Annotated in this window: 19 protein-coding genes; 15 read left to right on the forward strand and 4 right to left on the reverse strand. The window is 40.1% G+C overall.

The window, feature by feature from the left end; genetic code table 11:
- Window positions 1-80: 80 nt before the first annotated feature.
- Together CWC18_RS02580 and CWC18_RS02585 are read left to right on the forward strand one after the other, a co-directional pair.
- The gene (locus CWC18_RS02580) at window positions 81-1,151 is read left to right on the forward strand and encodes a porin (RefSeq protein ID WP_138591264.1); all 1,071 of its coding nucleotides are present in this window, start codon (window positions 81-83) and stop codon (window positions 1,149-1,151) included.
- Window positions 1,152-1,162: 11 nt separating this feature from the next.
- On the forward strand, window positions 1,163-1,570 hold the full coding sequence (locus CWC18_RS02585) for a phosphate ABC transporter substrate-binding protein (protein WP_138591265.1): 408 nt from the start codon (window positions 1,163-1,165) through the stop codon (window positions 1,568-1,570).
- Window positions 1,571-1,695: 125 nt separating this feature from the next.
- On the opposite strand, the gene CWC18_RS02590 is transcribed toward CWC18_RS02585, so the two are convergent.
- From CWC18_RS02590 to CWC18_RS02605, 4 genes are all read right to left on the reverse strand, one after another.
- Window positions 1,696-2,112 (reverse strand): VF530 family protein, encoded by a 417-nt coding sequence (locus CWC18_RS02590; protein WP_138591266.1) that lies wholly within the window; start codon window positions 2,110-2,112, stop codon window positions 1,696-1,698.
- 103 nt (window positions 2,113-2,215) lie between these two features.
- Window positions 2,216-3,238, reverse strand: a complete 1,023-nt coding sequence (locus CWC18_RS02595) for a tetratricopeptide repeat protein (RefSeq protein WP_138591267.1) — start codon at window positions 3,236-3,238, stop codon at window positions 2,216-2,218.
- Between the two features lie 895 nt (window positions 3,239-4,133).
- The gene (locus CWC18_RS02600; protein WP_138591268.1) at window positions 4,134-4,385 is read right to left on the reverse strand and encodes a TIGR03643 family protein; all 252 of its coding nucleotides are present in this window, start codon (window positions 4,383-4,385) and stop codon (window positions 4,134-4,136) included.
- Between the two features lie 129 nt (window positions 4,386-4,514).
- The gene (locus CWC18_RS02605) at window positions 4,515-5,378 is read right to left on the reverse strand and encodes a hypothetical protein (protein ID WP_249348255.1); all 864 of its coding nucleotides are present in this window, start codon (window positions 5,376-5,378) and stop codon (window positions 4,515-4,517) included.
- Window positions 5,379-5,524: 146 nt separating this feature from the next.
- Between CWC18_RS02605 and CWC18_RS02610 the strand changes: the two genes are divergently transcribed.
- From CWC18_RS02610 to CWC18_RS02665, 13 genes are all read left to right on the forward strand, one after another.
- Entirely contained in the window at window positions 5,525-5,953 is a 429-nt protein-coding gene (locus CWC18_RS02610; RefSeq protein WP_249348254.1) for a hypothetical protein, read from the forward strand.
- A gap of 207 nt (window positions 5,954-6,160) precedes the next feature.
- Window positions 6,161-6,826, forward strand: a complete 666-nt coding sequence (locus CWC18_RS02615) for a GntR family transcriptional regulator (protein ID WP_138591269.1) — start codon at window positions 6,161-6,163, stop codon at window positions 6,824-6,826.
- Between the two features lie 87 nt (window positions 6,827-6,913).
- Entirely contained in the window at window positions 6,914-7,579 is a 666-nt protein-coding gene (locus CWC18_RS21815) for an aminopeptidase P family protein (RefSeq protein ID WP_349666239.1), read from the forward strand.
- Window positions 7,480-7,992, forward strand: coding sequence for a M24 family metallopeptidase (locus CWC18_RS21820; RefSeq protein ID WP_349666240.1), 513 nt, complete (start codon window positions 7,480-7,482; stop codon window positions 7,990-7,992). The genes CWC18_RS21815 and CWC18_RS21820 overlap by 100 nt, the downstream gene beginning before the upstream one ends.
- A 6-nt stretch (window positions 7,993-7,998) precedes the next feature.
- Complete coding sequence (locus tag CWC18_RS02625; protein ID WP_138674642.1) at window positions 7,999-8,934, forward strand: ornithine cyclodeaminase family protein; 936 nt, start codon at window positions 7,999-8,001, stop codon at window positions 8,932-8,934.
- A complete protein-coding gene (locus CWC18_RS02630; RefSeq protein ID WP_138591272.1) occupies window positions 8,931-9,350 on the forward strand; it encodes a hypothetical protein in 420 nt (139 codons plus the stop codon). The genes CWC18_RS02625 and CWC18_RS02630 overlap by 4 nt, the downstream gene beginning before the upstream one ends.
- 165 nt (window positions 9,351-9,515) lie before the next feature.
- Window positions 9,516-9,962: a hypothetical protein gene (locus tag CWC18_RS02635; RefSeq protein ID WP_138591273.1), complete on the forward strand. Its 447-nt coding sequence runs from the start codon at window positions 9,516-9,518 to the stop codon at window positions 9,960-9,962.
- Window positions 9,963-10,132: 170 nt separating this feature from the next.
- Window positions 10,133-10,765 (forward strand): aspartyl/asparaginyl beta-hydroxylase domain-containing protein, encoded by a 633-nt coding sequence (locus tag CWC18_RS02640; RefSeq protein ID WP_138591274.1) that lies wholly within the window; start codon window positions 10,133-10,135, stop codon window positions 10,763-10,765.
- Window positions 10,765-11,274, forward strand: coding sequence for a GNAT family N-acetyltransferase (locus tag CWC18_RS02645; protein ID WP_138591275.1), 510 nt, complete (start codon window positions 10,765-10,767; stop codon window positions 11,272-11,274). The genes CWC18_RS02640 and CWC18_RS02645 overlap by 1 nt, the downstream gene beginning before the upstream one ends.
- Window positions 11,275-11,303: 29 nt before the next feature.
- Complete coding sequence (locus CWC18_RS02650) at window positions 11,304-11,585, forward strand: DUF6916 family protein (RefSeq protein WP_138591276.1); 282 nt, start codon at window positions 11,304-11,306, stop codon at window positions 11,583-11,585.
- 64 nt (window positions 11,586-11,649) lie between these two features.
- Entirely contained in the window at window positions 11,650-12,195 is a 546-nt protein-coding gene (locus CWC18_RS02655) for a phage tail protein (RefSeq protein WP_138674643.1), read from the forward strand.
- A gap of 12 nt (window positions 12,196-12,207) precedes the next feature.
- Entirely contained in the window at window positions 12,208-12,738 is a 531-nt protein-coding gene (locus CWC18_RS02660; protein ID WP_138591278.1) for a phage tail protein, read from the forward strand.
- Window positions 12,739-12,751: 13 nt separating this feature from the next.
- Window positions 12,752-13,288, forward strand: a complete 537-nt coding sequence (locus tag CWC18_RS02665) for a phage tail protein (protein WP_138591279.1) — start codon at window positions 12,752-12,754, stop codon at window positions 13,286-13,288.
- Window positions 13,289-13,488: the final 200 nt, after the last annotated feature.

A 13,488-nucleotide genomic window follows, 5' to 3' on the forward strand; every position in this document is an offset into this window, starting at 1 on the left:
ATTTTTATCAATAAAACTTTCTTTTTCGGATGTTTAACTATACTTAACGAGTCAATAACCCTAGATTAGCGGAGCTATCTATGAAATTAAAATCTACTCTCTTGATTGCTGCTTTGACTTCAACGGCGCTTCACGCAGAGGTCAATATATCCGGTTTTGCAAGTATTAATGGCGGTAAAGTGCTTAACGGGTCAGGTGTGCCCCAGTTTGGACTCGCCCCTACATTCTTAGCAGATTACCCTATTGTGAGTGCTTACAAAGAAGACTTTTCTTTTTCGCCAGAATCATTAATTGGCTTACAAGTTAGTGGTGATTTAGGAGAAGGCTTAAGTGTTACAGGGCAAATTGTTGCTCGAGGCGCTAACGATTATGATGCCGAATTTGAATGGGCATATGTGTCGTATGACATTAACGATAGTTGGACCATTCAAGCTGGTAAAAAACGTTTACCACTGTTTTATTACTCTGATTTTTATGATGTTGGATATGCGTATGTGTGGATGCGTGCACCTGCTGATAACTATACATGGCAAATATTTAACTACGAAGGGGTCAATTTACTCTACAACGGTTCAATAGGTGATTGGGGTATTTCCGCCAATATTTATACAGGTCGTGAAGATGATGAAGAGAATAAGTTATTATCTGACTTTTTCTTTCAAACACCTACAAGAGAGATCTGGGAAGATATTTTGGGCGGTGTAGTACAGTTTAGCTATGACTGGTTAGAGATCAGAGCAACACATATGCAATATACAAATAGAAGGTTTCGTAATGGTGAAGCTTCGATGTGGGATGGCAAAGATTCTCGGGAAGGTAAGTTTTATGGGTTAGCGGCCAATGCTGATTTCGGAAACTTTTTTGTTTTAACAGAGTTTAATCGGTTGGATCTTGGTGGGAATCTAGATACGTATATGATAAGTGCGGGGTATAGAATAAATGAATTGACGCCTTATGTAATGGTGTCTAATTTTGAGGGTGAAGGCGAAGATGCAGAAAAGCACGACACACAAGCTATAGGTGTTCGTTGGGATTTTCACCCATCTGCGGCATTTAAAGTACAGTACGACAAAGTTAAAGATGACTCAGTATCACTGGCGGTTGCTGGAGATAGTGAAGCTTTGACAATTGGTATTGATGTGGTTTTTTAGGAGAATAGATCATGAAAAAATTAATGTGTTTATTGCTATTAACCACGGCAAGTTCTGCTTATGCGGCTGTGTCAGTCATTGTGCATCCTAGTAACGGTAGCAGTTTTGAATCATCGACCATTAAACGAATTTTTACGGGTAAAGAGAAATCTTTTTCAAATGGTAACAAAGTGATCCCGATATCTCAAGAAGCGGGAAGTGCGGTTACGGATGAGTTTAACGATAAAGTACTAAACAAGTCGTCGGCTCAACTGAAAGCATATTGGTCAAAGTTGATATTTACAGGTAAAGGTACACCACCGAAAGAAGTGTCAAATGATGCTGAGGTAATTAAAATGATATCGGCAAACCCCGACACAATTGGGTTTGTGTCATCAGATGCGGTGACAGATCAAGTTAAAGTAATAAAGCAATTTTAGACTAAGTGGGAAGGCATATAAATGCCTTCCTTTTTATTACTAACTAACTGATATATAGCATCAAAGTAGGCATTCGAATTTTTAAATAATGCACATAATCTAGTTATATAAGGCCTGAACTGTGTTTAGTTTCCCCACGGGTTTTGTGGCGTAGAGCGCTGTTTGCGTGTTCTAGCTCTGTCTTTTGCAGCTTTCTTAGCCTGAATTCGTTTCGCGTCAGTAAAGCTTAATTCACACGGTGTGCCAGGTACTTGTCCCTCAGGTATAATTCGATCGCGTGGCGGTAGTTCGTATTGCACATCGTCAGGTTTTGGTAGGTTCTTAAGACGATATAAATAGAAATTTTCAACTTTTTCTTGTGCCCATACAGTTTTCTTTAAAAACTTTACGGTGGATTCAATACTTGGATTAGTCTTTAGGCAATTTAATTGTAAGTAAGCATGCAAAATCTCCCATCCATACTGGTCTACCAGCTCAATAACAACTTGCTCTAATTTTACCCCAGTTAACGGGTTGCTTGCGTATAGCTCTTTGTTATTCATTTTTACTCACTTACTGATATTAATTGATATAATTATAATGAGAATTAGCAACTAATGAAACCAGATTTATGGCTTTTAAGCTGAGTCGGCAATGACAGACCATTTAAGTATCATTATTTTTGGCACATGGCAGTGCTACGGGGATCCTATGTATGACTTGTTCTCGGATTGGCTCGTGTGGCCGGTCAATAAATATACGCCATGCATTGGCCAGTTCACTATGATTTATAAGATTGATGAACTCAGTGATTGAGGGAGAAATCTCTGTTGTGTGCAGCAGTGGCATACTTTCTTTGAGTCTTTTAACCTGTTTAGTCGTTAGTTTTTTATTCTGGTGTTTGACATTCACGATGAGTTTTTGCCAGTAAAGATACTCAATGAAATCTGGATGCTCACTTTGCTCAACAAATTTACTGACGGCAGGCGCATACCGTGAAAAATCGGACCAGTTTGATGTAGATATCATGGTTTTTAAAAGATTGAGTCCCACACTTGAAGACAGGAATGCGTTACTACTCATACTGTGCATTAAAAATGCTTTTTTATATACGGATTTAGCTTCAATATATCGGTTTTGTAATTGATAAAAATTACCCAAATTGTTGTATAAACCCGCTTTAATGCTCTTTGTGTCGACCACTTTTAACTGTTCTTTAATTAATTTAATCGCTTTGTTGTGCTGTTCAGTATAACGATAGAGAACCGACAAATTGCTAACTACTTTGCTCAGTTGCAGCTCTGACTTAGCCCAAGGTAATGCGCATTTATTTAAGTATTCAGCATAGCTATGATCACCTATTCGGCGATGATAGATCGCCATGGGTACAAATATTTTAAACTCCCCATCTTCTACACTTCTCACCCAGTCATGTTGTGACGTTACTTTTAATGCGGAGCGGACCATAATGTGTGTATCAGTTCGTATTGCAGCTTCCATTCCCGCTAAGTGAATTTCCATCGACCCTTTTGATGGCGCAGTTGGGATGTGTGAATTAATATTTTGGTAGTAACTAATGGCTTGATTAGGTGAGCGTTGATTGAGCGCTTTAAGCTCGTTTAAAGCTCCAAATAGTTGGGCAGGGCTCATGAGTGTTGTCAACATTACACTTAGAGAGCTTAGTAACATATTCGATCCTCAGGAATACCAACTATAAATTTGATTATATCAGTAAATTTAGTTGGCTTGATAGGCTATTGAGAGATGTTACGATCTTTTCATCACTTTTATTGATTGTATTGCGCGGTATCATTAAACACCAGCTTTCTGCTTTTTTATTTTTCTTACTCATAAATGAGCTGTTTTCAGTTAAGTGTGCAATCTACTAAACTTGGTCAATACTATCGCGCATATCAAAGATTTTTTGTGCTTTATCGGAGATTAAGGAGGCATGTTGATACACTGCATCTAACTTTAAAATCAATACATTTACTGATTGTATTGATCCGGTTTATGAATACAGGACGTGCTTCATCTAGTATCTTCACTGTTGTAACCGCGCTGTTTTGTTTGAGAAAATGTGTTCGATAGGTAGAAGTGTTTGGGCTTGGATTGTGTTTTATTCATTTTACTTTCAGTCACATCATAAATACGACCAAACTCATTAATCTTTGCTTTAAATTTGTAACTTTCTTGGGTTGTTCAGGCCATCATGATGCCTTTGATGAAGATAGCCTGCTCGTTTTGGCTAACTTTATATCACTGTGTGCAGAGAGCACATTGGTGATCAAAGGCCGTGTATGCTCAATGAAGGTAACCTTTATAATACCCGTTACGGTGAGTAGGCGTGGAAAACCCAAAAAAGACCCAAACCCTATACCTAACCGCGTTTTATTTTGAGCGTGATAATAAGCCTAATTCGATAGCCACTAAGGCCTTTTAAAACACAATTTTTTGTAGTATTGGTAAAAGGTTTAATACTGTAGGTAAAAAAGAAAGTCATTATGTCACGTTATTTGCGTCATCATGTGATTATTTCTCTTATCTTCATATTTCTAATCAGTTGTGTTAGCTTTTAACATGCTTATCTAGGCTTGTATTGTGTACTACAGTGACTGCGGTTAACTTGACTGCTCCTTAGCTGCAAATGCTTGTTTTTGCGGCCTCTATGCCTTTTCCGCCAGACTTTAAAGCTATTATTGCTGACGTGCTTACGCATAAATGTGACCAATTGGCTGTCTGTTATGCCATATAGTGTGTTTATTGCTTCGTAGGGGGTGCGGTCTTCCCATGCCATTTCTATGATGCGGGAGATATCAGGTTCTTTAAAATGCATTAAAATATAGATGTGTAAAATAATTAATAGGGTCTAATACGTAAATAGAGGTGAGTATCGATCAATGTGTGTACACAGTGAGTTCAAAAAGAATAGCTGAAATTTAAATTTGTCTTTTAAATCAGTTGTTTAGAATTTTAGCTGGCTGATTTGTTCTTTTGTAATTGTTGGAAAGTCAGTACGGGCTTTGTATTTTTGATACAAGTTACTGAATATGGCTGTTTGACTGATTTTGTCGAGCTCAGACATAAATGCGCTGGCTTGCTTATTTTGGCTGCGACAACACTTTTGATATTGCTTTAATAACTCAGACACTGTGTATCGAGGTGAGCGCTGCGAGTTTAGTGCAATTTCGGCTTCTATAAAAAAAGCTGCCCCAGTCCAGTAGACACGTTGTTGAGCATTTAAGGACCACATATTTTCTGTGACCGCGTAAAGTTTATTATTGATGCTACGTGTTTGTAATTTACCGCGTTGCAAACCGCTCCAAAGCCTATGGGTGAACTGTGCACGTGAAATCATACCTGCGTTGAACATAATGACATTTTGTAAATAGGTCGCCAACCCCTCACTTACCCAAAAATCTTGATAGTTAAATAGTGGATGATATAAATGCGCAAGCTCATGATACAAAGTCCAATCTTGTATTAAAGTAGCTGTACTTGCATAGCGATTAAAATGCAATTCAACACCATCTTGGTCGCCTCTAATGACACTCGCCCAGGGCACAGGCTCTAAGGTAAAATACTTAGGGTAGAGCTTGATTGTGATATGGCTTTGCTTGAGCTGCCCAAGCGCATGTTCTGTAGCATTAATTGCGTGGTTTACCCATGTGTTGACGGTCTCCTGCTGAGCTTTTGACAGCCCAGCAAAATTTATATAGTGAGCTTCGGCAGGCTGCGCCTCTTTCATGAGTAAAAAAACAAATGCCCACAATGCCAATAGGTGAGTGATGTGTCTTGTTTTTAATAAATTTGCTTTTGTTATTAGCACGGCCTTTCTTTTTTACTCTGGTTGCTATACCTACTATGTTATAGACCGAATAGATAAAGAAAACTAACAGATGTATGGTTGTGTTGTTCACTATGAAACTATCTCACGTGAATACTCGCAATAAGTATGTAATATTGATTCTAATAATGAATAATAAAATCAGAATATTAGACATAATGTTGAAATTAGTTACCTTCTCTGTGTTGGTGTTAAATTTAAGTATTGCCTCTGCAAACCCTCTAATAGGTACTTGGCAGTTCGTCAAGGGGCAGTATGCAACTGACAACGGACTGGTTGAGGCACAAGCACCCCAATTGAGCTCAGTTAAGATCGTGTCTGATGGCCATTTTAATTACATTACCCAGCGTGACGGTAAGTTTTTGTATGCTGGTGGGGGCACTTACACGCTTGATAAAGGGCGGTTTATTGAGCATGTTAAATATGGCAATGTTGAGTCTATTTTGGGAAAAACCATGGCGTTCACTTATATCGTGGAAGGAGATTTATGGCACCACACATTGCACGAAAATGGAAAGCTGGTCGAAAAAGAGGTTTGGAAACGAATTGATCTATAGCATGCAAGGCCTCCATAATCAGTCTACCGCATTATGTTGAGCTTGGGTACACTAAGACATTTAGCGCATTGATTAACTTAGAGTGATCCTTATAATCAATCGAATAACGATAACAAATACACTTGGGTATTTTTATACAACCGTCAAATGTAGCAGTGAAGTCTGATGCATGTATAATGTATGCCAAATGTAGTTTAAGGGGTACTCATGGGAATAGAGCATAAAACACGCACGCAACTTGTCGCAGAAGCAATCAGAGAAAAGATTTTATCTGGAGAAATTAAAGCGGGTGAGCCATTGCGTCAGGCCGCATTAGCTGAAGAGTTAAATGTGAGCCGTATTCCTGTTAGAGAAGCACTCTTGCAGCTAGAAGCTGAAGGGTTAGTTAATTTTGAAGCCCATAAAGGGGCGACTGCAACAATGTTAAGCGCAGATCAGATTGACGAAATATTTGATTTGCGTGCTTTGTTGGAAGCTGAGCTATTACGCCATTCAATTGTTAACCTTACGCCTAGGGATTTGTTAGAGGCTGAAGCCATCTTATATGATTTAGAAGAGGCGACAGCTGCCGGAGACACCCAGTTAGCTACAGGTAAACTCAATGCTGAATTTCATGTCAAGCTTTACAGTAAAGCAAACCGGCCACAAACCGCAGAATTGGTTGCAATGTACGGCAAAAACTCTGAACGTTATGTACGTATGCATATTTTGTTAGCTGGTGGTATAAAAACAGCACCAGAGGAGCATCGTACTTTACTTGAGTTCTGTAAAGCTAAAGACGTTAATGCAGCTTGTGATTTTTTGAAAAAGCATATCACAGGGGCAAAAGACGACATCAAGAATCTTTTGGTTAAAATGGAACAAAACCAATAGCCGAACGGTTTTTTTGAATATTTAATATTGTATACAATTAAATATTGCGCTATGTTGTGATTCACTCGTACACAATTACATAGCGCAATGGTCACTATTTACTCCAATCGTCAAACCGAGTTTTCTCGTCAACTTGTTAAAAATGATCTTACAGCTATGCTCGTTTTTGGTCATGAAAATATTCAGTATTTAAGCGGATTTACTGGAAATGCTGCTTACTTAATCGCTTCTCATACCTCTTATATTCTGATCACAGATTATCGATATGTTAATCGCGCTAAACAAGAGTCCCATAACTGTAACGTAATATGCCGTGACCGAGAGAATGAAACTTTAGGTGCATGCATTAACAGGCTTATAACTGATGCCGGACTTATTGGGTTTGATGCTGCGTATGTAACAGTCGCGATGTGGCAGGATATTACTCGTGTTTTAAAATGTCCGTTACAGCCTATTACAGGTCTTATCGAGGAACTAAGGTCGATTAAAGATGACTGGGAAGTGAGGTGTATTCGTAAAGCTGCCGAAATAGCAGATGCGGCGTTGGCAGATACACTGGAACAGGTAAAAGCTGGGGTCACAGAGAAAGAGTTGGCAGCGTCACTTGATTATAGAATGCAGCAATTAGGTTCTGATGGGTCAGTTTTGACACTATATTACTTTTTGGTACTCGAAGTGCACTTCCTCATGGCAAACCGAGTGACGTTCAGCTTCGAGAAGGCGATTTTATGCTTGTTGATTTTGGTGCAGTAGTAAATGGGTATCGTTCAGATATGACTCGTACTTATGTATTTAAAACACCAACTAAAGAACAGCAGCATATGTTTGATACCGTGCTCAAAGCACATACGGCAGCGTTGAGTGAGGTATGTAGCGGCACTGAGTGTGCCACTGTAAACGATGCAGCAGCGAACATAATAGACGCTGGTGGCTATCAAAAATATAGTGGCAAAGGAATTGGCCATGGCCTAGGCCTGTTTTTACATGAAGCACCTTTTATCACAACTAAAAACAACACACGGTTGAACACGGGGAATGTGATCACAATTGAGCCAGGAATATATATTCCAGAAATTGGTGGTGTGAGAATTGAAGATGACATATTGATAACACGCGACGGGTATGAACGTTTAACATTTGCCCCAAAAAAGTTCATTTTGGAGTGACTGTAAATGCATATAATTTCAGAGCAACAAGTACATAGCAACTTACATTTTGATGCTGTTATAGCTGCATTGAAAGTTGGACTGTCTCAACCTGCTGGTACGCCACCTCGACAAGTATTTTCACTCAGTGAATGTGAAAATAACCATGATGCATTTGCGGTTCTTCCGGCATGGAATGATGAAGTGATCTCGGTAAAATCGTTTACGTACTTTCCGAATAATGTAGACAGTGGATTTAAAAGTCTTTACTCAAAAATAATGTTGTTTGACCGTACCCATGGTGAACCGCTTGCTTTGATTGACGGAACGAGTGTAACCCTGTGGAGAACTGCGGGTGTGTCTGCATTGGCTTCTGCGTATTTGTCGCGCATCGATAGTCGTCACCTCGTGTTTTTTGGCTCGGGTAATTTGGCTCTTTACGTAATAGAGGCGCATATTAGCGTAAGAGCATTAAATAAAGTCACCTTGGTTGCACGCAATAAAGATAAAGCAACATCGTTGCTACACACCTTAGCAAGTAAGTTTACACATATTGAATTTTGTGTGGGCGTTGCTGACGAAGCGACTTTACGTAGTGCGGACATTGTTAGCTGTGCCACTGGATCACATTCGCCTTTATTTGAGGGAAGTTGGTTAAAGCCTGGGTGTCATGTTGATTTAATTGGTAATCATCACGAGGATGCAAGAGAGTGCGACACAGTTACTATTTGCCGTGCGAAGTTATTTGTTGATAGTAGAGTCAATGTCCTCAATGAGGCAGGTGAAGTGTTATTACCTATTTCTGAAGGGGCAATTGCAAAGTCACATATTATAGGTGAACTCAGTGAACTGCACCGGCTTAATTTTACCCGAATGCCTGAAGATATCAGTGTTTTTAAGTCGGTCGGGATGGCGCTAAGTGATCTGTTGACTGCTCAGTTGGTTTATAGGCTGGTATTATGAACTGGGTACTCACGTTAGTAATCGTGATGCTGGTGTTAACCTCGTTACTGTTTTGGCAAGCGAAGAGGAAGCGTTTGAAAAAGCGGGTGTGGCGTCAAGTTCAGGTGACTAAGTTAGTTAAAATTAAACAGCACAAAGCAGGGCCAATTGAAATACTTGCAGAGCCGAGTTTATTGGTTGAGTTTATGTTTATGGGCGAGTCTTACACGTGCCAAACAGCTTACAGAGAGCAGCTTACTCGTTCTTTTCAGTTAAATGAAGCGACTTTTATATTAATCGACCCAGAACACCCAACTCAGTGTTATTACAATGCTTGTCAACAGAGCAAGTATGCAAAATTATGGTTTATGATGTCTTGTGCGATTGCGATGTGTTTTTTGGCAGTTCAAATTCTCCCGAAAATATCATCGGCCTAGGTTGCACCTGACCTAAAACTAATTATGCTTAGTTAAGTTACAAGATAAGTTTGGATGTGACTAATGAGAAGGCTAATTGCACTGCTATGGTTATATCAAAGCAATGCGTATGCACAAAGCGAAGAATATCGTTTTTGCTTTTCACGGTGGTGACCATTTAGCATTGTGGAACCTGAAGTCGGCGCGAAAGGCATTCAAGTCGATATACTCAAATCTGCGTTGGGTAATGCAAACATTACCGCCTCATTTTCAGAGCTACCTTACCGGCGATATATAGATGACGTACATGCTGGGAGATATGATTTTACTTTACACATAGATAGCTCTGACCCTTTAAATTTAGTAGTGCATACTGTTTCAATATGGGAAATGGCATTAGCGGTCAATGTAAACAACCGTCACTTAACCCTTGAAAAAATTAAATCTCTCCCGTTTTTTAGTGTGGGGATTGAACAAGAGCACCTGTATCCAGACGAAGTCATAGAGGTGTTATCTGACATAAATGCAGTGATTGTTCAGCGCTCTTATTATGAAGGGTCTGACGAAGACGCAAGCGCATTATTTGACATACGGGCTTCTAATCGTGTTGGCACTATATTAATCGATATGTAGTGGATAAGCATGTGAATATAGAATAATAATGTTGGTGTAATGTGCTGTAATTTGGAATTAGAGATTTTTATGTAATTATTTATTTTAAAGCAATTAGCGCTAGCGTAAAACTATGGACTAATTGTGGAGAGGTTTTTACATTTTTTAATTGTGTGGTAAAAGGAAGTTACATGTCTGAACCAGTGTTGGCATTTGCAAAATTAGATTTGTCGATGACAGCGTTGGATTTTTCTGGCGACCTTGAGGAGGCTAGGTCTCACGAATGGATAAGCCACGTAAATACAAAGTGCTATCAAGGTGGATGGGATGTATTGCCTTTAATAATTCCTCAAGAACACTTAAATAACCATATCATTTTACAAGCATTTTCACTCAATTGTGAAACCCCTTGGGTAGAAAGTCAGTATTTGAAACGTTTGCCCTCTATTAGGGCCCTTATAGATCGGTTCGAATGTAACGTTTTGTCTGTACGTCTGATGCGTTTGCATGCTTATTCATCTATTAAGCCCCATCGAGATACAGGGCTTAGTATTGAAGCCTCATCACAAGCACGTATTCATATCCCTTTAGAAATCTCTCCTGACGTTCAATTCAAAGTAGACGGTGTGTCTGTTCCTATGGAAGCAAACAGTGTTTGGTACATTAATGCTGATGCTGTGCATTCAGTGCAAAACAGTGGTGATACGCCAAGAGTTAACCTTGTTGTAGATTGCAATGTTAATGAGTGGCTATTTAAATTAATTATGGCATCAAAAGAAAAAACATATTGCTGTGAAAAATCCGTTAAGGAGATAGCGAGGTAATGAAATTTAATATTCCAAAAGGGCTCAATATAAGACCCTCAAATACAGCAGATCAACCTTTTTTAGAAAAGCTGCACCATTCGATGCGCCAAGATTTACAGCTAATAGATGGTGAAAAAGATTTTGTTGAGTCAATTGTGGAATTGCAATTTCGGGCTCAAACCCAAGGATATGGGGACAAGTTTCCCAATGCAATGTACTTTATTATTGAAAAACACCATGAAGCAATAGGTAAAGCAACAATCGATTTTGGGCCAAACGAAATTCGAATCATCGACATTGGCTTTTTACCAAGTGCCAGAGGGCATGGCTTTGGCTCGGCAATAATTCAATCATTTCAAAGTGCTGCGTTGCAGTCAGGTGCGCCTTTAACACTTACCGTTGAACAACATAATTATGCAGCTAAGCAATTGTATGTGCGTTTAGGGTTTCAAGTTGAATCAATAAGCCCGCCATATGAACTTATGGCGTGGTACCCGCACCCAGTGAAGGTAATGAGTGGTGTGTGACTAAGGTGAAATTTAAAAGAGGGGCGAATATGGAAAAGTTCACGTTTGACAATCTTAAAAGTGCACAAGGTACATCTTTAAAAGTTGTGGGTCAAAATGGTGAGGTAGAGCTGGATATATCATCAGTTCAAAAATCAAAGCTTGATGGAGACGAGTGGAATGCGTTTAGGGTGCTGTTAAACGGCAAAGCTAATGATCCTCTAGGCCAAGGTACCTATAGGCTCGTTCACGAGGCATTCGGTGAAGCTGAATTGTTTCTATCGCCAAATAGTGAGACTGAGTATGAGATACATATTGCTCAAAAGAGGTAATTGGCGTGTTAAGTCAATGAATAAAGTAAATTATCCGTTTAATTAAGTGAGTAAGGAGATTTTTATGGCTGACCCCTTTACGTGTGAAATTCGACCATTCGCATTCAATTTTGCCCCAAAAGATTGGGCATTGTGTAATGGTCAGGTGATTCAAATTTCTCAAAATGGGGCATTGTTTGCATTAATTGGAACGCAATTTGGAGGCGATGGGAGGAGTACATTTAAATTACCGGACCTACGAGGGCGGACGCCAATTGGAGAAGGCGCTCTGAGAAGTGAGCCTGGCAGGCTATTTCAAGCAGGTGAACAGTATGGCGTGGAAAACGTCACGATCAGTATTGCTGAAATGGCTGGCCATTCCCACGGTGTACAAGCGACTACAACTGAGGCAATAAATAACCCTACTTTTACCGATAGAGTGTTTTCTAATTCAAAGGATGCTTTTAACGGACCTGAGCCTTTCATGTACAGCAGTTCTGAAAATTTAACCGGACTGGCGCAAGATGTTGTTTCTAGCGCGGGGGGAAGTCAGCCCCATACGAATATTCAGCCTTTGTTAGCGCTGAACTTTTGCATGGCGCTTGACGGTATTTTCCCATCAAGAAATTAATAAGGAGACAGCATGTCTGAATCATTTATAGGTGAAATAAAAATGATGGCCACGACCTTTGCACCGCGGCAATGGGCAATGTGTGATGGCGCCACGATGGCGATATATCAGAACCAACCTTTGTTTGCGCTTATAGGGACGCAATACGGGGGAGATGGACGCTCATCATTTGCGCTACCTGATATGAGGGGTCGTATACCTGTACATTTTGGTCAAGGGCCGGGCTTACAAAACTATCCAATTGCAGCTAAAACGGGTGTAGAGGAGGTTACCTTACAAATGAGTCAAATCCCTGCGCATACTCATACTCTGCAGGCAAGTACTAACAGTGCAAATACATCTTCTGCAATCGGTAATGTGCTTGCAAAAAGCCCACAAAATGAAACTGCGTATCTAAACGGTGCCGTAGTAAGAACTGTGCAAGCGTTGAGTGAAGAAGCGGTCGAGTCAGCAGGAGGTAACATGCCTCATAATAATATGATGCCTTACTTGGCCATCCATTTTGTCATTTGCCTGCAAGGCATTTTTCCATCAAGAAACTAGAGGAGAATAAGAAATGGCAGTTCCATTTATTGGAGAAATTCGTATTTTTGGCGCGACATTCAGTCCTCGAAATTGGTCATGTTGCTGTGGCCAAATTGTAAGCATTGGACAAATGCCTGCTTTATTTAGTTTATTAGGGTCTAATTTTGGGGGGGACGGTAGAACATCATTTGGCCTTCCCAATTTAGCAGGCCGTGCGCCTATGCATGCAGGTCAAGCCCCTGGGTTATCCTTGCGGCCATTTTCTTATTTTGGCGGATCTACTAAAGAAGCTTTGGTCGAGTCTCAGTTACCTGAGCATACACACCGTATTTCGGGTGTGCTGCAAGCAGGTGATACAGGGGAACCAAGCAATAATAAGTTGGCACTCGATAATGCCACAGGTGGTGGCGTGTTGCGGTATACCGCCCCACTTGATAATGATGTCGGTTTAATGAGTAGCTCGAGTCTTTCTATCGCGGGGGCTGGTCAACCTCATGAGAATATGCAACCCGCATTGGCACTTAATTTTTGTATTGCACTAGATGGAATTTATCCGCCACGAAATTGATGTGTAGATGCACAGGGTTTAGTTAATGAATCTGTATCTCTCATTATTGCATAGGAAGTGTGGATATTGTTTTTGTATCACGTCGACAATATCTAGCAGGGTTCTCCAACTATGGTAACTGCGTTGATTATTATGCGCCTTCATCAGTGAGGTAGACGTCGCTGGGTGGATATACCGATTTCGGAGTTACCTTCTCATCT

It is taken from the genome of Pseudoalteromonas aurantia (assembly GCF_005886875.1).
Taxonomy (GTDB): domain Bacteria; phylum Pseudomonadota; class Gammaproteobacteria; order Enterobacterales; family Alteromonadaceae; genus Pseudoalteromonas; species Pseudoalteromonas aurantia_A.

What these genes read in the sequence shown, in the direction of transcription:
- CWC18_RS02580 (WP_138591264.1), top strand. Translation starts at nt 81, where the DNA reads ATGAAATTAAAATCTACTCTCTTGATTGCTGCTTTGACTTCAACGGCG.
- CWC18_RS02585 (WP_138591265.1), top strand. Translation starts at nt 1,163, where the DNA reads ATGAAAAAATTAATGTGTTTATTGCTATTAACCACGGCAAGTTCTGCT.
- CWC18_RS02590 (WP_138591266.1), bottom strand. Translation starts at nt 2,112, where the DNA reads ATGAATAACAAAGAGCTATACGCAAGCAACCCGTTAACTGGGGTAAAA.
- CWC18_RS02595 (WP_138591267.1), bottom strand. Translation starts at nt 3,238, where the DNA reads ATGTTACTAAGCTCTCTAAGTGTAATGTTGACAACACTCATGAGCCCT.
- CWC18_RS02600 (WP_138591268.1), bottom strand. Translation starts at nt 4,385, where the DNA reads ATGCATTTTAAAGAACCTGATATCTCCCGCATCATAGAAATGGCATGG.
- CWC18_RS02610 (WP_249348254.1), top strand. Translation starts at nt 5,525, where the DNA reads ATGAATAATAAAATCAGAATATTAGACATAATGTTGAAATTAGTTACC.
- CWC18_RS02615 (WP_138591269.1), top strand. Translation starts at nt 6,161, where the DNA reads ATGGGAATAGAGCATAAAACACGCACGCAACTTGTCGCAGAAGCAATC.
- CWC18_RS21815 (WP_349666239.1), top strand. Translation starts at nt 6,914, where the DNA reads ATGGTCACTATTTACTCCAATCGTCAAACCGAGTTTTCTCGTCAACTT.
- CWC18_RS02625 (WP_138674642.1), top strand. Translation starts at nt 7,999, where the DNA reads ATGCATATAATTTCAGAGCAACAAGTACATAGCAACTTACATTTTGAT.
- CWC18_RS02630 (WP_138591272.1), top strand. Translation starts at nt 8,931, where the DNA reads ATGAACTGGGTACTCACGTTAGTAATCGTGATGCTGGTGTTAACCTCG.
- CWC18_RS02640 (WP_138591274.1), top strand. Translation starts at nt 10,133, where the DNA reads ATGTCTGAACCAGTGTTGGCATTTGCAAAATTAGATTTGTCGATGACA.
- CWC18_RS02645 (WP_138591275.1), top strand. Translation starts at nt 10,765, where the DNA reads ATGAAATTTAATATTCCAAAAGGGCTCAATATAAGACCCTCAAATACA.
- CWC18_RS02650 (WP_138591276.1), top strand. Translation starts at nt 11,304, where the DNA reads ATGGAAAAGTTCACGTTTGACAATCTTAAAAGTGCACAAGGTACATCT.
- CWC18_RS02655 (WP_138674643.1), top strand. Translation starts at nt 11,650, where the DNA reads ATGGCTGACCCCTTTACGTGTGAAATTCGACCATTCGCATTCAATTTT.
- CWC18_RS02660 (WP_138591278.1), top strand. Translation starts at nt 12,208, where the DNA reads ATGTCTGAATCATTTATAGGTGAAATAAAAATGATGGCCACGACCTTT.
- CWC18_RS02665 (WP_138591279.1), top strand. Translation starts at nt 12,752, where the DNA reads ATGGCAGTTCCATTTATTGGAGAAATTCGTATTTTTGGCGCGACATTC.